Origin of the sequence: Pseudomonas sp. rhizo25, assembly GCF_031931935.1 — a bacterium.
Classification (GTDB): Bacteria; Pseudomonadota; Gammaproteobacteria; order Pseudomonadales; family Pseudomonadaceae; genus Aquipseudomonas; species Aquipseudomonas synxantha.
This window is the reverse complement of record NZ_JAUJXA010000001.1, coordinates 100,597-118,977: the sequence shown is the minus strand read 5'-3', so window position 1 is coordinate 118,977 and position 18,381 is coordinate 100,597. Positions and strand designations below refer to the sequence as shown.

General features: G+C 51.3%; 19 protein-coding genes, 1 tRNA gene and 2 pseudogenes. 16 read left to right on the top strand and 6 right to left on the bottom strand.

The window, feature by feature from the left end; all coding sequences use genetic code 11:
- Nucleotides 1-3: 3 nt before the first annotated feature.
- Nucleotides 4-477, bottom strand: a complete 474-nt coding sequence (locus tag QZR30_RS00580; protein WP_068966588.1) for a peroxiredoxin — start codon at nt 475-477, stop codon at nt 4-6.
- Nucleotides 478-487: 10 nt separating this feature from the next.
- Complete coding sequence (locus tag QZR30_RS00575; RefSeq protein ID WP_003189463.1) at nt 488-1,048, bottom strand: glycine cleavage system protein R; 561 nt, start codon at nt 1,046-1,048, stop codon at nt 488-490.
- 262 nt (nt 1,049-1,310) lie between these two features.
- Here QZR30_RS00575 and dapA point away from each other — a divergent pair, with 262 nt between their 5' ends.
- The 6 genes from dapA (at nt 1,311) to QZR30_RS00545 (ending at nt 6,837) form a co-directional block, all read left to right on the top strand.
- Complete coding sequence (dapA, locus tag QZR30_RS00570) at nt 1,311-2,189, top strand: 4-hydroxy-tetrahydrodipicolinate synthase (RefSeq protein WP_046071422.1); 879 nt, start codon at nt 1,311-1,313, stop codon at nt 2,187-2,189.
- 17 nt (nt 2,190-2,206) lie between these two features.
- Nucleotides 2,207-3,322: an outer membrane protein assembly factor BamC gene (bamC, locus tag QZR30_RS00565; RefSeq protein ID WP_046071423.1), complete on the top strand. Its 1,116-nt coding sequence runs from the start codon at nt 2,207-2,209 to the stop codon at nt 3,320-3,322.
- 4 nt (nt 3,323-3,326) lie between these two features.
- Nucleotides 3,327-4,085 (top strand): MBL fold metallo-hydrolase, encoded by a 759-nt coding sequence (locus QZR30_RS00560; protein WP_311902839.1) that lies wholly within the window; start codon nt 3,327-3,329, stop codon nt 4,083-4,085.
- A gap of 27 nt (nt 4,086-4,112) precedes the next feature.
- On the top strand, nt 4,113-4,826 hold the full coding sequence (gene purC, locus QZR30_RS00555) for a phosphoribosylaminoimidazolesuccinocarboxamide synthase (RefSeq protein ID WP_010212191.1): 714 nt from the start codon (nt 4,113-4,115) through the stop codon (nt 4,824-4,826).
- Between the two features lie 83 nt (nt 4,827-4,909).
- A tRNA-Ser gene (locus QZR30_RS00550) sits at nt 4,910-4,999 on the top strand.
- 434 nt (nt 5,000-5,433) lie between these two features.
- The gene (locus tag QZR30_RS00545; protein ID WP_050575618.1) at nt 5,434-6,837 is read left to right on the top strand and encodes a hypothetical protein; all 1,404 of its coding nucleotides are present in this window, start codon (nt 5,434-5,436) and stop codon (nt 6,835-6,837) included.
- A gap of 178 nt (nt 6,838-7,015) precedes the next feature.
- Here the strand turns inward: QZR30_RS00545 and QZR30_RS00540 are convergent, their stop codons facing one another.
- Nucleotides 7,016-7,768: a hypothetical protein gene (locus QZR30_RS00540; RefSeq protein WP_311902838.1), complete on the bottom strand. Its 753-nt coding sequence runs from the start codon at nt 7,766-7,768 to the stop codon at nt 7,016-7,018.
- Between the two features lie 168 nt (nt 7,769-7,936).
- Between QZR30_RS00540 and QZR30_RS00535 the strand changes: the two genes are divergently transcribed.
- The 3 genes and pseudogenes from QZR30_RS00535 to QZR30_RS27965 all read left to right on the top strand — a co-directional run bounded on the left by QZR30_RS00535 (nt 7,937) and on the right by QZR30_RS27965 (nt 9,851).
- Nucleotides 7,937-8,983, top strand: coding sequence for a hypothetical protein (locus QZR30_RS00535; protein ID WP_050575617.1), 1,047 nt, complete (start codon nt 7,937-7,939; stop codon nt 8,981-8,983).
- Nucleotides 8,973-9,341: pseudogene (locus QZR30_RS27970) on the top strand (Y-family DNA polymerase); the annotation flags it as partial. The gene QZR30_RS00535 and the pseudogene QZR30_RS27970, both read left to right, overlap by 11 nt.
- A 111-nt stretch (nt 9,342-9,452) precedes the next feature.
- The gene (locus tag QZR30_RS27965) at nt 9,453-9,851 is read left to right on the top strand and encodes a DinB/UmuC family translesion DNA polymerase (protein ID WP_330551880.1); all 399 of its coding nucleotides are present in this window, start codon (nt 9,453-9,455) and stop codon (nt 9,849-9,851) included.
- 13 nt (nt 9,852-9,864) lie between these two features.
- On the opposite strand, the gene QZR30_RS00525 is transcribed toward QZR30_RS27965, so the two are convergent.
- Nucleotides 9,865-10,242: a DUF6538 domain-containing protein gene (locus QZR30_RS00525; RefSeq protein WP_311902837.1), complete on the bottom strand. Its 378-nt coding sequence runs from the start codon at nt 10,240-10,242 to the stop codon at nt 9,865-9,867.
- Between the two features lie 701 nt (nt 10,243-10,943).
- Between QZR30_RS00525 and QZR30_RS00520 the strand changes: the two genes are divergently transcribed.
- The 6 genes from QZR30_RS00520 to hepT all read left to right on the top strand — a co-directional run bounded on the left by QZR30_RS00520 (nt 10,944) and on the right by hepT (nt 16,056).
- Nucleotides 10,944-11,168: a hypothetical protein gene (locus QZR30_RS00520; RefSeq protein ID WP_252668063.1), complete on the top strand. Its 225-nt coding sequence runs from the start codon at nt 10,944-10,946 to the stop codon at nt 11,166-11,168.
- Nucleotides 11,169-11,312: 144 nt separating this feature from the next.
- Nucleotides 11,313-13,070: a hypothetical protein gene (locus tag QZR30_RS00515; RefSeq protein WP_311902835.1), complete on the top strand. Its 1,758-nt coding sequence runs from the start codon at nt 11,313-11,315 to the stop codon at nt 13,068-13,070.
- A gap of 142 nt (nt 13,071-13,212) precedes the next feature.
- Complete coding sequence (locus tag QZR30_RS00510; RefSeq protein WP_311902833.1) at nt 13,213-14,088, top strand: abortive infection family protein; 876 nt, start codon at nt 13,213-13,215, stop codon at nt 14,086-14,088.
- Nucleotides 14,081-14,974, top strand: coding sequence for an abortive infection family protein (locus tag QZR30_RS00505; protein WP_311902832.1), 894 nt, complete (start codon nt 14,081-14,083; stop codon nt 14,972-14,974). The genes QZR30_RS00510 and QZR30_RS00505 overlap by 8 nt, the downstream gene beginning before the upstream one ends.
- Nucleotides 14,975-15,251: 277 nt before the next feature.
- The gene (mntA, locus tag QZR30_RS00500) at nt 15,252-15,647 is read left to right on the top strand and encodes a type VII toxin-antitoxin system MntA family adenylyltransferase antitoxin (RefSeq protein ID WP_046071429.1); all 396 of its coding nucleotides are present in this window, start codon (nt 15,252-15,254) and stop codon (nt 15,645-15,647) included.
- Nucleotides 15,637-16,056 (top strand): type VII toxin-antitoxin system HepT family RNase toxin, encoded by a 420-nt coding sequence (gene hepT, locus QZR30_RS00495; RefSeq protein ID WP_056847349.1) that lies wholly within the window; start codon nt 15,637-15,639, stop codon nt 16,054-16,056. Before mntA ends, hepT begins: the two co-directional genes overlap by 11 nt.
- 32 nt (nt 16,057-16,088) lie before the next feature.
- On the opposite strand, the pseudogene QZR30_RS00490 reads toward hepT, so the two are convergent.
- Nucleotides 16,089-16,172, bottom strand: a pseudogene (locus QZR30_RS00490) (type II toxin-antitoxin system RelB/DinJ family antitoxin); the annotation flags it as partial.
- A gap of 519 nt (nt 16,173-16,691) precedes the next feature.
- Between QZR30_RS00490 and QZR30_RS00485 the strand changes: the two are divergent.
- Complete coding sequence (locus QZR30_RS00485; RefSeq protein ID WP_046071431.1) at nt 16,692-16,943, top strand: DUF6124 family protein; 252 nt, start codon at nt 16,692-16,694, stop codon at nt 16,941-16,943.
- Between the two features lie 75 nt (nt 16,944-17,018).
- On the opposite strand, the gene QZR30_RS00480 is transcribed toward QZR30_RS00485, so the two are convergent.
- Nucleotides 17,019-18,245 (bottom strand): MFS transporter, encoded by a 1,227-nt coding sequence (locus tag QZR30_RS00480; RefSeq protein WP_005786037.1) that lies wholly within the window; start codon nt 18,243-18,245, stop codon nt 17,019-17,021.
- Nucleotides 18,246-18,381: the final 136 nt, after the last annotated feature.

The following is an 18,381-nucleotide window of genomic DNA, read 5'->3' as shown; positions in this document are numbered from 1 at the left end:
AGATCAGGCCTTGTTCAGCGCCTGCGCCGCGGCCAGGACCGCATCCACATGGCCCGGTACTTTCACGCCCCGCCATTCCTGACGCAGCACGCCTTCGCTGTCGATCAGGAAGGTGCTGCGATCCACGCCCAGGTATTCCTTGCCGTACAGCTTCTTCAGCTTGATCACATCGAACAGCTGGCAAACCGCCTCGTCTTTATCGCTGATCAGCTCGAAGGGGAATTGCTGCTTGCCCTTGAAGTTCTCGTGGGACTTCACGCTGTCACGCGACACACCAAACACCTCGGTGTTGGCGGCCTTGAACGCTGCGTACTGGTCACGAAAACCCTGGCCTTCGGTGGTGCAGCCCGGGGTGCTGTCCTTCGGGTAGAAGTAGATCACCACTTGCTTGCCCTTGAGGGCCGCGAGGCTGAAAGTCTGGCCGCTGGTGGCCTGGGCTTCGAAATCGGCCACGGCTTTGTCGATGGCTACCGGCATGGGTGTTTCCTTACATTGGGTTCTGTGGGCGCCATGGCTCGATCAAGGCGTCGAGATTCAGGGCATCGGCGAAGTCCAGAAACTGGTCGCGCAACCAACTGATCTGCACGCCGGCCGGCAGGGTCACGGTGAACGTGGCGTTGAGCATGGTGCCGCCGGTCTGTGGCGCCTGGTAGGTGTCGCAGGTCAGGTTTTCCAGCTCGACGTTGTGGTCGATGAAGAACTGGCACAACTCGTTGACGATGTCCGAACGGTAGGCCGAGCTGACGTACGCCACATAAGGCAGGGCCTGCGGGCGATTTTCCAGGGCGGCGCTGCGCACCACATTGACGGTGAAGTCGTGTTTCTTGGCCAGGCCCGGCAGGCCGGTTTCCAGACGCGCCAAGGCGTCCCAGGAGCCGGAGATCTGCAATACCAGCGCACTGCACTCGCCGTGGCGGGTCAGGCGCGAGGTCACGACGGCGCAGCGGTTTTCATGGCTGGCGCGGCACAGGACGTTGGTCAGCTCCATGGGGTTGGCGCCGAGGGCACTGATAACAAGGAATTGTTCGCGAACTGTGGGGGTGGACATGCAGCCTTCCTAAAGCGATGAGCGGTCGATACTGTGTGGGCCGTATCGATCAAAGGATGAAGGGTAGCGAAAACCGTCGCCAAGGGCTAGGAGGTGGCGTTTTCATTGTGTGATCGGTCGGCTTGCGGCAGTGCTTTGGCCCAATGATGGCATTGCCCGACGTTTAGTTGGTCCAGAACGCATCCTCACGCGGTACTTCGCTTGTACAAGCATCTTGGCGCCAGTACCATTACGGCTCTCTTTTTCCGGCAGGAGCGGTTGCATGATTGCGGGCAGTATGGTGGCACTGGTCACACCCATGGATGCACAAGGTCGTCTCGACTGGGATAGCCTGGGCAAACTGGTGGACTTCCACCTGCAAGAGGGCACCAACGCCATCGTGGCGGTCGGCACCACAGGTGAATCGGCCACCCTTGATGTAGAAGAGCACATCCAGGTGATCGAGTTCGTGGTTAAGCGCGTCGCGGGCCGTATCCACGTGATTGCGGGAACGGGCGCCAACTCCACGCGTGAAGCGATCGAGCTGACCCGCAACGCCAAGAAAGCCGGCGCCGACGCTTGCCTGCTGGTCACGCCGTATTACAACAAGCCGACCCAGGAAGGCCTGTACCAGCACTTCAAGACCATCGCCGAAGCGGTCGACATCCCGCAGATCCTCTATAACGTACCGGGTCGCACCGCGTGCGATATGAAGGCCGAGACCGTGATCCGCCTGTCCACCGTGCCGAACATCATTGGCATCAAGGAAGCCACCGGCGACCTGCAGCGTGCCAAGGATATCCTGGCCGGCGTGAGCAGCGACTTCCTGGTGTATTCCGGTGACGACGCCACCGCTGTCGAGCTGATCCTGCTGGGCGGCAAGGGCAACATTTCCGTGACCGCCAACGTCGCCCCGCGTGCCATGAGCGATATGTGCGCCGCCGCCATCGCCGGCGATGCCGCGACGGCCCGTGCGATCCACGAGAAGCTGATGCCGCTCAACAAGACACTGTTTATCGAATCCAATCCTATTCCCGTGAAATGGGCGCTGACTGAGATGGGCCTGATGCCGGACGGTATCCGTCTGCCGCTCACCCGGCTCAGCGAAGCCTGTCACGAACCGCTGCGACAGGCCCTGCGCCAGTCCGGCGTCCTGGTTTAATTGAGGAAGCACTACGCATGAAGCGATTGGCCGGACTTTCCGCACTTGCCTTGATTATCTCCAGCACCAGTGGCTGCGGTTGGGTATGGGGCCCGGAAGGCTACTTCCGTGACCGCGGCAGCGATTACCTGGAAGCGCAAGCAACCAAACCGATGCAACTGCCGCCTGACGTCAATGTCGCCAAGCGCCTTGACCCGTTGCTGCCGATCCCGCGCAACGTAGCCGACGACACCGTCAAGGGCGAGTACGTGGTACCGCGTCCACAGCCGATTACCGCAGTGGCGGATGCCAGCGACTACAGCTTGCAGAAAAGCGGCGACAACCGCTGGATCGTGGCCCAGCGCCCACCCGCCGAAGTCTGGCCGGTGGCGGTGCAGTTCTTCCAGGACAACGGTTTTAGCATCGACCAGCAACGCCCGCAAACCGGTGAGTTCACCACGGCGTGGCAGCAAGGTCGCGAGCTGTCCGCGAACATGGCCCAGCGCCTGTTGGCTGGCGGTGTAGCCGCCGACAGCGAAGCCCGTGTGCGGGTACGCATCGAGCCAGGCGTGCAGCGCAATACCAGTGAAGTCTATGTGGTCAGCGCCGAGCGTCCTGCCGGCAGCACTGCCAACGTTGATTTTACGCCGCGTTCGGTCAATACCGGCGTCGATGCCGCGCTGGTCGACGAGATGCTGGCCAGCATGAGCCGTATCTCCGAGAAGGGCGGCTCCGTTTCCCTGCTCGCCGCCCGTGACTACGACACGCCTAACCGCGTCAGCCTCACGGAAGACGGCAGCGGTAACGTGGTGCTGAACCTGGGTGAAGACCTCGACCGTGCCTGGGCCAGTGTTGGCCGTGCATTGGAGCAGGGCCCTTGGCGCGTTGAAGACATCAACCGCAGCCTGGGCCTGTACTACATCAACGTGGCTGAAAAGGCCGAGAAGAAAGACGACGAGCCAGGTTTCTTCGGCAAACTGTTCGGCAGCACGCCGACCAAGGAAGAGGTCGAAACCCGCGCCGAGCGTTACCAGGTTCGTTTGAGCAAGGTTGGCGAAAGCGTGCAAGTCACCGTCGAGAAGAACATCAACACCGTCGCGCCAGCTGAAACAGCGCGCAAAGTGTTGGGCGTGATTCAAGACAACCTGGGCTGATCCGGTGCGTTTTGCCGTTCTCGGCAGCGGTAGCCAAGGGAACGGTACGCTGGTCGCCCATGACGACACGTATGTGCTGGTCGATTGTGGTTTCTCCCTGCGGGAAACCGAGCGGCGCCTGCTGCGCCTGGGGGTTCACCCCACGCAGCTGAGCGCAATTGTGGTGACCCACGAACATGCCGACCACGTGCATGGCGTGGGTTTGCTGTCTCGGCGCTACAATCTGCCTGTGTACTTGAGTCGCGGTACTCTGCGCGGGATGCGCAAACCCATTGAACCCGCAGGCTTCGTGGCTGGTGGCGAGCAACTGCAAGTCGGTGCCCTGAGCATCGATGTCATTGCGGTCGCTCACGATGCCCTGGAGCCGACGCAGTACGTATTCAGTGGCGGTCAGCGGCGTTTCGGCGTGCTGACCGACCTGGGTTCCTACTGCGCCAAGGTGCTGGACGGTTACCGGGACCTCGATGCCTTGATGATCGAATCCAATCACTGCCGAGACCTGCTGGCGCGCGGTCATTACCCCTACTTCCTCAAGCAAAGGGTGGGCGGCGAGCTGGGACATCTGAACAACCACCAGGCGGCGTACCTGGTATATGAGTTGGGCTGGCAAGACCTGCAACACCTGGTCCTGGCCCATCTGAGCAGCAAGAACAACCTGCCGACGCTTGCCCGGCAATGCTTTGTCGACACCCTTGGGTGCGACCCGGACTGGCTGCAACTGGCCGATCAAGATTCAGGGCTCGACTGGCGACACATCGCCTAGCCCACCTTACTCAAAGCGGAGCCCATCATGGAAAAACGTGAAGAACTCTACCGCGGCAAAGCCAAGTCGGTGTACAAGACCGACGACGCCAACCGCCTGATCCTGCTGTTTCGCAACGACACCTCGGCGTTCGACGGCAAGCGCATCGAACAGCTTGATCGCAAAGGCATGGTGAACAACAAGTTCAACGCCTTCATCATGCAGAAACTCGAAGCGGCCGGCATCCCGACCCAATTCGACAAACTGCTGGGCGACAACGAGTGCCTGGTCAAGAAGCTCGACATGATCCCGGTGGAATGCGTCGTACGTAACTACGCCGCCGGCAGCCTGGTAAAGCGCCTGGGCGTGGAAGAGGGCCTTAAGCTCAACCCCTACACCTTCGAACTGTTCCTGAAGGACGACGCCAAGGGCGACCCGTTCATCAACGAATCCCACGTCGTGGCCTTCGGCTGGGGCACCGCTGAACAACTGGCGCGCATGAAAGAGTTGTCCCTCAAGGTCAACGACGTGCTGAGTAAGCTGTTCGACGACGCAGGCCTGTTGCTGGTGGACTTCAAGCTCGAATTCGGCGTGTTCCACGACGGCTCCATCGTCCTGGGCGACGAATTCAGCCCAGACGGCTGCCGCCTGTGGGACAAGGACACCAAGAAGAAGATGGACAAAGACCGCTTCCGCCAGGGCCTCGGTGATGTGATCGAAGCCTACGAAGAAGTCGCCAATCGTCTGGGCGTACCGCTGTAATCGACGCAAGCATCTGATAGCACGGAAAAAAATCACCTTTGGGGTTTGCTTCCGCGAAACACACTGTTATGATGCGCGCCGTTGGAGAGATGCCAGAGTGGCCGAATGGGACGGATTCGAAATCCGTTGTACCTTCACCGGTACCTAGGGTTCGAATCCCTATCTCTCCGCCATATTAAAAACCCTTATGAATCAATGACTTATAAGGGTTTTGGCGAAGTGCTTTTGTACCAGCGCTTTGTACCAAAAAATAGCCCTGATCTTCGGATTGGGGTTTTTTTTGGTCAGAATTCTATCTGGCCAAAGATGATGAAGCTTGTGGGATTGTGGCCTCCGACCTCAGTACAGGTGCTGTTTCGCATCCGAGATACACCGCGTCGGGCTTCTCACGCTGAGATAAGGCTTCTTCACGCACTCGATTTCATGCTCTGCGGATTAAGGCAGGCAGATAGCTAGCGGCAGCCAGCTATGTGGTTCCTCAAGACAAGCGTTAGCGGCGGTATGAACGGGTCACTCACAAGATACAGGTGCGCCTGTGTGCTGTGGGCTTGAATAAAAAAGATGATCATGGCATTTTGACATAAATATCTAGGCGCAAAGGATTGTCATGCCAACCTCATTATCTAAATATCTCGGAATTCCCAAAGCGACATTGGACTCCCTTGGAGTGTTTGATCCGATTCTTGATCACGATACCCGCCTATTTATCGACCCTCTCCTGCTGAAACACTGCAAAGCCCCCGAATTCGCCTCCAGTTATTCAGATTTACAAAGCAGGTTTTTAGCAATTGGGAAGTTGCTGCAAACAAGCAAGGAAAAACATGATGTTTTCTGGAGGTCGGCTGCCGCTAAGATGAGTTGGCATGAAGTGCGAGGACTTTGTATTGGTTACTCTGCTGGTGGCACTGCAGGAAGCGGAATTGGTAAGGGGCTTAGGGATCGAATTTTAGAGACTGCTAAAATAATTATAGATGCGGGAAAGACCGATCCTGAACTTTTTGAATTGGTGGGACTATTTGAGGATAATTTTGGGCCAGATCGTATTAGTGATATGACTGCCAATATTATTCAAGCTGATATATTGACTTACTCGAATAATATCTACAAAAAAATATTGCCTAAAGGGTGGGCTGGCGCCATTGATAGACGAAGTGGCCTTCCTACAAATCCATTTACAGCCGAACCTATCTTACTAGTCCCCAAAGAGCTGCTTAGAGATTTACCGGCTGCATTTGAGTGGAGCGGGTCAGATGAAATTGGTGTCAGCAGTGAGGAGCTAAGAGAAACGCTCAATGCTTTGGTAGGTTCAAGTTGGCGTTCGCTAGCCAACATGAAAAAAGAAGATCTCAAGAAGTTGATCTTGAAATATCCTGATCTCATTGATGATTTGGTTGATCAGTATGCGTCTAAAGAAATAAAGCCCTACGATTTTAACGAGGATAAAAAGGGTGAGTATTCGTGGTACCAGAGAACAGTAGATGCTGTCTCTGAGCACCCTGTAGAACTATCGCTGAGCGCCCATCCAAATTTAGATGAGGTCCATAAGCTGGTGCTTAAAATTTGCGAGAAGTTTAAGGATCTTGTGGAGAATAACGGCTTAAATACTTTGTTCTATGACAATAAATCGAAAATAAAAAATGAGACGGCAATCCAGTTGGCATTTTATGGTGTGGCGGAATCTTATTGTGAAGCAAATAAGATAATGATCGCCAGGGAGTCAAATTCTGGTCGTGGGCCAGTAGACTTCAAGTTTGGTTCTAATGGTGAGAATAGTGTGTTGGTTGAGATTAAGAAATCGGACAATTCCCATTTGAAAACCGGCATCACCCGTCAACTCCCTGAGTATATGAAATCTGAAAAATCCCGAAGAGCTATTTATTTAATACTCGATTTGGGTATGAATCAGAGGCAAGTCGATAATATGAACTCTGTTCATCAAGCGATTGCGGGGTCAAATATATCTGTGGTGTATATTGATGGTCAGCTCAAGCCTAGTGCGAGCAAGTACTAAATTTATGCCTTATTCAGAATGCTCACAGGGCAGGTCCGCGGTCGCTTAGCGACCTGCAAGCAGACCAAAGATACGCTGGGTTACTGACTAGCGCTCAATGAAAGGCAGATCATTGGTGACGTTCTGCCTTTCGTATGGATTGATCTGGCAAGATTTCTGAGCCTTGTATCGTCGTTGCCTAGCTGTTTGCCTGCGTCTTATGGAATTCTTCAAGACACTCTGTGAAATCGTTCCTGAATTCCGTTGAGCTATGATCGTTTATCCAATAGTAGCTGCGGATTTCACTTGCTTGGATTTCTAGCTCTTTTAGCTTTTCAGAAATTACATTAATTTCGTCAAGTGCATTTTTCTGTGCCATGGAATTCTTACGAAGTTCCACGTATCTCCAAAATTTCCCCGCTTCTATGTTGGTGATTCTTTGACCGTAATTGAAAAGGGTCGTAGTGCCTGCCTTTTGTAATCGTGCGTAGAATTTTAGCTGGTTGATAAAGACGGTAGATACGTTTTCGAGTGTTATATGGTTTTGCGTTTCGTTTTTCATGCAGGCGTCGATAAATGGAAAATTATCGTCGTGCTCTATGTTAAACCATGAAAATGAAGTTCTATATGATTGGGTGGTTGTCGCTATTTTTTCATGCTCCTTAAAATACTCGTATGCGTCGAAGAGAATTTTATCTTGCTTCCCAACTAAATCTTCGTATTTTTGATCGAGAGCCTTGAATTTCTTATCTATTTCCGATCTTGGCATCGTTTGCTGCGCGTTACCAAAATTTCTTGAGGATCGATATGCATAATCGGCAAGGAAATCAGAGTATTCGAGTTCGCCCTTATGGGCTAGCTCCTGTGCTAGTTTGTGAAGCTCGGCTTTAGCACCAACAAAGTCGCAATCGTCTATTTTGGCAAAGATTGAATTCAGCTCTTCATGCTTCACGTCGGATCTCCCTATGTGGTGGTAGGCAAGCACATTGCCTGCTTTACCCTGATGCGTGATACGTGGCGTGATCCTCGATAGGAGGAAATCGTGAGCCTGCCACGCTTTGAAACCTTCGTCGAGCACTGGTATGGTCCGATCTAGAGCGTTTCAACGTAAGGGAGCGGCATGAAGATTTGGGCGTGTGCGAAAGGGGTAAACGGCTTCATCAATCGGGAGGATGGTCGCTACAAGCTGTTCTTCATCTGGCAAGTCCTCAAGATGCGCCGCCTGAACCCCTCTGAATTCAGTGCTTTGACCTTCTTCAGTACCCACAGCCGAGAGGAAAAGCGCCGTGAGATGGTTGCCGTCAAGAACGGGTATTTCCGGTACAAGAACCTTGATCCGATGACTCGAACTGGTGACAGTGATGGCGAATCCCTTTCCCATGCCTGTCTCATAGCCATCCTTTCCCAGCTCGAAACGATCAATTTCGTCATTGATAATGAGATCGTTCCCTTCACCTTCACGCGCCTCGTAGCTGAGGAAACCCGGTTAAAATTCGGGAACGGCAATGGCTACATTCCTGACCTGTATGGCGAGTTCACAGTCGACAATCCTTACTACAAGAAGTGGGGAGGGAAGGTGGCGATTGAGGTCTACTATTCGAACCCATGCGGCATGCAGAAGGTTGTCGATTTCCGTGACCACGGAATCCCCATCATCGAAATCAAAATTACTGACAGCATCAAGGTTGAGAAGTACATCAACAAAGATGATGTAGAAGGGAGTCTTGAGAGGCGCTACCAGCAGGTTTCTGAAATCGTTTCTCGGCAGTTGTACTGCAAAGTGCTTTCTGACCCGGTGAGCACCAGATTCCATGAAGATTTCGCACGGCAGGCAGAGAGGGATCGGATAGCTCTGGTCGAGAAAAACAAGCGCGAAACCACATTTCTTTTCAATAAGCTTCGTGAAGCCGAATCGCTCGCTGAGGCGGTGGGCAAGGAGCGGGATGGCTTTTCCCATGCGAAAGGTTTGTTGGAAAAGGATAAAGCTGGTCTTGAGGCTTCGACTACTGAGCTGAACCAAAACGTGGAGAATCTGAAGATCGAGCTTGGGAAATACAAGACGGCGTACACGAACAGGGTTAACGAGATCAAAACCTTGAAGGGCGAATTGGAAGATACCAAGGCAGGATTCTTGATGAAGATCTGGCGAGCGATACGTGAGCGCTGAGAGGTTGTTTGATCCGACCTTGATAGGCGTTCCGGTGGTCGCTTTGTCCAACTCAGACGGTTGTGTCGTTTCGCGTTGCCCCATAGCCAAAATCAAAGATCCCCATATTGGTGGGCTCGGCATAAAAATGGGTGCCCCCTTCTTTGAAATTAAGCACCTGTTGAAGTCTCACGGCTTGCGGGTTGTATCCTCAAATTACGCTCTTTACTAAGAAGTCAGCAACCGCGTAATGCGCGTTCTAGAGAGCTTCGCCCCTCGCATCGAGGTTTACTCAATTGACGAGTCATGGCTAGATTTCTCCGGTGTGCAAGGCGATCTGGAGGCGCTAGGTCGTGAGATCCAACTGGCTGTGAAAAAGCAGGTGGGTATTGGTGTTGGGGTGGGTTTCGGTCCTACGAAAACCTTGGCGAAAGCTGCCAATTTCAGCGCAAAAAAATGGCGGAAAGAGACTGGTGGTGGCGTCGTTTTGATGGACGAAATTCGACGGGATAAGCTGCTTCAGTGGATGCCTGTTGATGAGATTTGGGGCATCGGCAGGCAGCTTTCCAAGCGCCTTGAACTGATGGGCGTGAAGAAGGCAATTGACCTCCAGCGGTACGACCGAAAATCGTTGAGAAAGCTCTTCAACGTGAACGTCGAGAAGACCTCAATGGAGCTAAAAGGTGTGTACTGCTATGCGTTGTCTGAGGGTGCTGAGCCGAAGCAAACCATCGCCAGTACAAGGTCGTTCGGTGAGCGGATTACTGAGCTTCAAGGGCTTCGTGAAGCCGTCACGACTTATACGTCCAGAGCCTGTGCAAAGCTTCGCTCGGAGGCGCAATTGTCATCGTGTCTGCAGGTGTTTACCCCTGCATGTGCAGGTGCATGATGCGTTCTTTCTGCTAAGCCTTGAGTCGGTCAAGTTCAGGCTCGTCAAAGGTTGAACCCTTACCGATGAGGTCATTGATGAGGGACTTGATGTGCTCTGTTTCGCGATCAGCCTTGGCAGCCATGTACGTCACAGCTACCTCCTTTACCTCTTCAAAATCCATGTTCAGACGAAAATCGCGGTCTTCGGCGCGTTGGATTTTTCGTTTCGCCTCGATCTCTGTCTTCCATCGCTTGATGACAGGGATTTTCAGATTCTGAGCTTCAGCCTTGGAGCCTGTCTTGAGAGACTGGGAAAATTGGCTCTTACCGAAATACTCGCGCAGGTCTGCTGGAATCACGTAGCGGGCGTGCCAAGTGCCTGCTTTGAGGATAAGATTGCCTGCTGCCATGAGGGGCACGCCTGCTGTGCGGTAGAGATACTGTTTTGTACCAGTATTTTGTACCAAACTGGAGCGAAACCCTTGAGGGGCTTGGGTTTAAAGGGCTGAGAGGCTAGTGGCAGATTTTCCCTATCTCTCCGTCATATTAAAAACCCTTATAAATCAATAAGTTATAAGGTTTTTGGTAAAGCGAATTTGTACCAGCGCTTTGTACCAAAAAAATAGCCCTAATCTTCAGATTGGGGCTTTTTTTTGGTCAGATTTTGAGTTTACGAATTTGGCGTGGGGTCTTTAACCACCGATCTTCCCAATCCTATTTCCTGTTTTAGGCAAGCGCGCCCGATAGCTCTGCATGGTGGTCACAAAGTAGGTAGGAAAACGTGCTTTACCTCGGAGGCGAGCCGGGGTGGATGGTTTCTGGACGACGTGAACGGAGAGCTTTAGATCGACACCCTCTGGCACTGTTGGAAGCTGTAGATAGCCTCCCATGGCATCCCTGTTGTTGCGTCATAGGCGTGCGGCACGCTCCAGACATCTTCGTCTGATGTGGTTAGATCGCAATACAATGCTCTCGGATGTAGGCGTCTCGCTCATGAATCCGGCTAACAATCATTTAACTCAAGTCAACCTCTACCATTTCTCTTCCAGGCTGTGGCATGCTGGCATAACGCCTTTTGGTAAGTGCAAAACCACGTTCAAGGAGAAGAACTATGGCAAAAACAAGAAACATCATTAGCGACTTCAGATATGAGATCAGTGCAGGTACTCGAAAGTGTGATGCCAATAGTCGACATATTATATCAAAAGGCGATAAACATTTTGCTTACGAGAAAGTACCGGGGCAGCGCTTAAATATTTGCCTGGTTTGTGCTCCCGCGATAATAAAAAAAGCACAAGATGAACTAGCAAAAATTGCTAGTGAGCTAGAAGAGTGATGCAGGTGTGTAGGTTTCTTGCAACTTCTGATTTATTGAGGGAGTGAAAATTTAATTTGATGCGTCTAGATCGCTTGACACGTGGGTGCCTTTCAATGCTCAAGTATCAAGTGATCACCTTTTCAATTCTGATGGCGGGACACGTTGGAGAAGCTCTTGACAATAAAATCAGTTCATATTGAGAACGTAAAAGGAATTGAGAATCAAACTTTTGAACTTAATATAATTCCGAACAAGCCATCGCTGCTTGTTGCGCCGAATGGCTTCGGAAAAAGCTCTTTCGCGGCAGCCTTTGCAAGCTTAAATTCAGTTCGATTGGCGATTTCCAAAGATCACATGCATCAAGGAGATGAGGATTTAAAGCCAAAGCTTTCCATTACTGTGGCAAACGGCACGGGGCTTAGTGTCTTAAATGCCAACAATACATCTAACTCAATATCCTCCTCGTATGATGTGCATGTAATTAGCAATAGACTGATAGCGAAAAGTACAAAGAGGAATATGGGTAAATTTACAACGGCTTCAGCGTCAATTGCAATTGATCCATTTGTGCTTGTTTCCCGAATTCCCAAAAAGGTTTATTTCTCATATAGCTGTACACAGATGAGGGTAGCCTTCGGGAGGAACGGAAAAATTTTGAGAAATATTGAGCACCTTCTGAATTCATCCTCGTTTATCGGAAATATTCAAGAGATGTATGTTCTGTTGGATAAGTTTACCGGTACTCGAATTCAACAGAAGATTGATGCTGTTCTTAAAAAATTGAATCATGAGACTGGGACTGCTGAGGAGTTGCGTTTGTGGGCGGCAAGTAATATAACGAATGACTTGGCTGGTATAGATTGTGTAAATTCAGTTTCCGCTTTAATTACAACTATCGGCTCGGACTCGCAAGATCAAGTTGATGCGCTTTTGAGTGCGTATCAGATATGCGTAAATTACACTAAAGACAAAGATATTTTCAAATGCGCCTGCAAATATAGGTCCTATCTTTATGATAAGGCAGGGTACGAAAAGGTAATCACATCTTTTGATACGACGTGGAAAAATATTCGACCTGCTGAGTCTGCAGGAAAGCTTATTGTTGAGTTTCCGGCAGCTTCCAATATATCTAATGGTCAGCGAGACTCTCTATGTTTTGCTGTCTGGCTTCAAAAGGTAAATAACTCGCAAAATCGTAAAGATTGTATATTGGTCATCGATGAAGTATTTGATTATTTAGATGATGCGAATCTAGTAGCCGTTCAATATTACATATCCAATCTTATAGCTGAAAGAAAGTCTCTCGGGTTAAAAATCTATCCTCTAATTCTTACTCATTTAAATCCAATATATTTTAGGAATTTTATATTCAAAGATCAAAAAGTCTACTTTCTCAAAAAATCAAACCCAGCTTTGAATCAGCATTTTAAGAAGCTGATTATCAACAGGTCAAATTCTACCATCGCTTCAGGGGTCGCCAAACACCACCTCCATTACCATCCTATAGGAGTAAATTTAAGGATCGAATTCCAAGCGCTAGGGTTGAAGGAGACGTGGGGGGATTCGGAAATATTCCATATCCATACCCAGACCGAATGGCAGAAATATCTAAATGGCAACGATGATTATGACCCATTTGCAGTTTGCTGTTACGTCCGGGTAAAAATTGAAAAAATTGTCTACGGGAAAATTACGTCAGATGGCGACAGAACTACGTTTTTAAATACCAATGGAACAAAAGAGAAATTAGGTGTTGCAGATGCGGCAGGCATTGACGTTAGCGAAACGCTTTATTTGCTCGGGGTAATTTATAATGAGGGTATGCACGTAAAAGAACATGTGGACAATAGTAGCCCAATAGTTGCAAAGCTTGAGAATCTTACTATTCGTAAAATGCTTGTCGAAAGCACTGCTGGTTGATGATGGCATCGGAGTAGGCTTCGAGCCTTAGTGTTGTAGGACTGCACGGGCTAGGTGTTGCGAAATTTGTCCTTCACCACCTCCATTGTGTCTAGCGTGGATTAGGTATCATATGACTACAAGAATGGAAGCTCTAAGACGCATGTCCCAACAGGTTCTTGCAACTCGGAGTGAGGACCGTACTGGGCTTGAGATCGTTGAGAAAGAATTGCGTGGTGCTCTGAATGGATTGAGCCTATACGTCACGGGCAAGAAAATTCTTTTAGGAATGGTCGATGAAGACGATTGGGAATATGCGAAATTAAATTTTAACGGTAATAACCTTCGCATTCTAACTTCTACCGCCCATCAAGATGCACAAAATTATGGGACGGTTTATGAAGGAGAAATGACTGTTCACTATATCGGGGATTTCAAAGATGATGAAAAATTAACTAAGCTGGCTTCGAGAGATTCGATCAATTCGCTCTGGATTGCCGTTGAAGAAGCCGTTTCTGAAATGCTTGGTGAGGCTAAAGGCTCTGCTCGGCTTCTGTCAGAATTCTCATACATTCAAAGCGAGAGCATTCATAAAGATTTATCTGATTTGATGAATGGCAATTACTTTGAAAAGCAGTGGGTGAAAGCACGCTTGGCAATTGACACGGATGCAAGCGACTCCCTAACGCGCACAACCCAGTTTCTTGAATCTGTTTGCCGCCATTACCTCGAAAAAAGGAAAATTCCTTTAGGCAACAAAAAAACAATTACCGATTTCATAAATGCTGTCGTTGCAGATTTTCCGCCGTTAAAGTTTCCCAATGGCGAAGACCATACAGCAGATATTGAAGCCTTTTTTGGTGGGATTAAGAGCATATCACAAAGTGCCGGTGCATTAAGAACACCTTTGGGTACAGCGCATGGTGGTAACAAAACCGCCAATGCTGACGAGGCACGTCTGTCAAATAATCTTGCTGGTGCAGTGGCAATCTACATCCTGGAAAAGCTGAAAGAGCTGATGGTTTCAGAAAATGAGTGAAGATGGATTTTTAGAGCTGGCCGCTCGATCAGCAAAAGTAAAAAACGAGAACCTGCAATTGCTGCATGGATTGAGAGCTTTTGAGCAAAAGCTACTCGATTTGGTCGAAGGTCTTGGGTGTGGTGGCAACAGTGAAACCATTGCCTTTGACGAAATTCTTGACCATGAAGGAGACCCCATTGGGCACACACGGTGCTATCTCGCATTCACTGGTCGAGAGCTGAAGATTTGCTGGAAAGAGGCGCCTCGGCCAAGCGATTTTGATTACTGGAATTACTGCTCGTTGGAGGAAGCTGGTACTGACATGCAAAGACGTGTCAGTGACCACAAGGTTCTAAATTCACTGGTAGCTGATTTGCTGGTGAACCTTGAGCGGGAATACCTGAAAACTGCCTCTGCGGTTCAGCCCCTTTCTCAATTTGTGACTGTTGAGAAGACCGAAATTGATGCAGACCTCGATGGACTTTTTAGCGGCAATACCATGCTGCTGGACTCATGGTTGAAGGCTAGGGGATGCGTCCTGACTGATCCAGAGCTTTCCATCACGTTGAGCTGTAGCCACATCGAAACTGTGCTGAAAGGGTGCCTCAAGTCACTAGGTGGAAGTGGTTACGAGAAAGAGGCTGTGGAACGGCTTTCCACTCTCACTATGAAAGCGTTGAAGGCATCAGGGGCTATTGATGAAAACACCTCTCAGATGTTGCGAGGTACAGCTACGATTTTCCAATGTGTAGGGGCTTCTAGGAACGATAAAAGCGTCTCCCACGGTAAGAGCGCCGGTTATGTACCGCCATCATCGAACCTCGCACAGACCATCAACCATCTTGCCGGTGTTGCCTCCGTCTTTGTGATGAAGCAGACCGACCTTGTATTGAAGGGCAGATGATGTGGCCGACTTCTGTTTGGTTTGAGAAGCGCATTTTTCCAATACAGATACTGTTTTGTACCACCATTTTGTACCAAAACTCAGCTGTACCCCTTATGGCGCTTGTGTTTTGGGCGCGCGCGGGGCATTTAGCAGAGTGTCCCTATCTCTCCGCCATTATTTATAAACAGAAACCCCCAATAACTTAAAGGTTGTTGGGGGTTTTTGTTTTTGTAGCAGAAATGCTCAGGTGAATTCTGCTACGGTCGTGATTACCTGATGACAATGCGGGTCAATCATGAATTTTGAAAAAGTGCTCACGCATTTGCAGGCTAACCTTCCAAGTCTTTTGGCAGTGTACGTCTTTGGCAGCCAGGCGACGGGCGAGGCAAATGCCGACAGCGATCTTGACTTGGCTGTGCTGATTGAGGGAAGCATTGACCCACTGCAACTGTGGCGCCTATGCGGGGAATTAGCGGATATCGTCAAGGTCCCCGTCGATTTGCTGGACTTACGCGCAGCCTCGACGGTCATGCAATACCAAGTCATAACGACAGGGCGCCGCCTCTGGAGCAAGGACAGTCAGGCGGGTATCTTTGAGAGCTACATACTCAGCGAGAAAACCGCATTGGATTGCGCCAGGGCAGAGCTGCTAGTCGACATTCAAAAGGATGGAACGGTATATGGCCGATGATGTACTCATCAACAAGGCTGCCAGTATTGAGCGTTGCGTTGCTCGTGCTCGGGAGGAGTACGAAAAGGATCCAGCCAGTTTTGCCAATGACTCCACCCGTCAGGATGCGGCCATTCTCAATATTCAGCGTGCCTGCGAGGCGGCTCTGGACATGGGGCAACATCTGATTCGTCGTGAGCGCCTCGGTGTCCCCCAAAGTGCTCGTGACGTGTTTGAGCTGCTGGCGCAGGGCGGATGGGTGAATCCTTCCTTACTGACTAACCTGAAAAACATGGTCGGTTTCCGCAATATCGCGGTGCATGAGTATCAGACGCTTCAGTTGCCTATTGCCGTTGCGATCATCACCAAACATCTGGGCGATTTCCTGGCATTCAGTGCACATGTCTTGACTAAGGACGCGGGCCAGTGAGCCGATTCAAATGGCCCGCGGTAAAATCAAGGCTACAGGTCGTCTAGAGAAACCTTCACTCGCTGTGCAGACGCCTGGCGCTCACGTACGGTCGCTATCAACGCTTCATCCTCTTTTGCCGGGCGCTTTTTGTCCGATTCTTTTACCGTTTCCCTTGGTCTTTTCTTTGCCTCTTGCTCGGTTACGTATTCACCTGTGACCGCATCGCGATATCTCGTTGGCATATCAGCATCCTTGACAGTATGTCGCCACGGCGGCGACCTTTTTGAGGCTAGCTTGCAGGCTTGTGCACACAAGCTTCCTCGCCGGAATTCTGGTTACCAAGCTTTTCCGAAACAGGTGCTTACGTTGTGCCGGTTCGACAGTTTTCCAGCAGGGTTGCGTTGACTGGGGCAGGACGCTAACCTTTCGCCGTCGCCCTCATGGCGACCGGTTTTGACAGACTGATTTACAGGTGTACGACCTCCATGCGATTACAGCGTTTCTGCTGTGACGTCGTTTTATGGCGGCTGTGCGTGGGGCATCTTCGGGTGCGCCGGGTCCTGTATACCGGTCTGTCAACCCGCGCATAGCTGCCACCTGATTCTGTTTGACAGCGGGATGTGGCAGCTCCCATTGCATACAGGAGCTACACAATGAGCAATCTCGATTCTGACTCCGAATTTTCCCCTCGGAAAATCTTCCATGTAGGTGCAGATGTCGGCACCGAAGAAGCCCTCACCAACGCCACCGAAATCCTTTCATTCGCCCTGCAAACCGCCTATCAATGCGCCGAAGATCCTGACAGCACGCAGTCGCCCGTGATCATGGCCCTGGCTCAATTGATCGAAAACGCGCAAATGCTGGTGGATGCCGTCCTCGAGCGTGATTTCCCCACGGCCAAATAAGTACCTGCTCCCTGAAACGAAAAAAGCCTGCTGAACTCAATGCTCAGCAGGCTTTTTTGCGCATCTCTAACCCGGTCAGGCAGGCTGCGCCACCAGGCTATTGCTGACCTTGCGCCCCAATACCAGCACGGTCGCAAACCCGAACCCCACCAACACCGTGGCCAGGCTCAACAACACCGAGCTGCCCATCTGGTCGACGATGCGCCCGCCAAAGAACGAGCCCAGGGCAATGATCACCTGAAACAGCGCCACAAACAGTGGCATGCCGCGTTCGACATCCTTGGGGGCCACGACAAACATCCAGATGCTGGCGCAAGCCGGGAAGGCGCCGAAGGCGAAACCCCAGAGTGCGATCAGCATCGAGGCGCCTGTCAGGCCGGTGGCGAAGTAGGGGAACAGTGCGGTGCTGGTACCGATCATCAACGCAACCAGCAGCAGGGTGTGACGTACGCTGCGGTTGGCGGCGAAACCGGCAAAGATATTGCCCATTACCCCGGCCACACCGTAGAGCAGCAGCAATGAACCAATTGTCGGGCCGTCAAAGCCGGAGCTGTGTTTGAAGAAGGGGGCGACATAGGTATACGCAGCAAAGTGCGCCAGGCCGATCAGCAATACAGCGATCAAGCCGACTCGCGCCTGTGGGTTGATAAACAACGCGGGCAAGTCACGAATCTCAATGGCCTTTTCCGGCGTCAGTCGCGGTAGCAGGAAGATCTGCGCGAGCAGCACCGGAATGCCCACCAACGCAGTAACCAGGAAGGTCATGCGCCAGCCCATCAGTCCACTGAGCCAGGTGCCGACGGGCACGCCCAGTACGGTGGCGAGCGTTACGCCCATCATGATGATCGAGGTGGCTTTCGCAACCCCAACGCCTTTGGGCGCCAGCCGCCCGCTGAGGGCAATGGCCGTGGCCCAGAAGCCGCCGATGCTGATGCCGAGCAATACACGGCCGAACAGCAGCAGGCTGAAATCGTTAGCTAAGGCCACCACCGAGTTGGCGATGATCATCACCAGTGTCAGGCCGATCAGCAGGTAGCGACGGTCCATGGCACCAATGCTGACCGACAGAAACGGCGCGGCGAGGGCGGCCATGATGCCGGGCAATGTGACCATCAACCCGGCGTGACCGGCACTGATGCCCAGGTCGCTGGCGACGTCGTTGAGTACGCCCACCGGCAGAAATTCACTGGTCACCAGGGCGAAGGCACCCACGGCGACCGAAAGAATCGCCAGCCACTGCTGTTTGACGCTTTGTTGATTATGTTCGGGAAGCCCGCTAGGGGCCTGGCTCGCGCTTGGCATGGGATTGGGTTCCGGGAGGAATGTCGCCTGAAGCCAGGCGAGGAGGGAATTTGGAGCGATTATAGGAATCAGTGGCGGCAATCGTTCAGGCGCTCGTTTCGATAGTAATCATCAGTGCTATCGATGTGAGATTTAA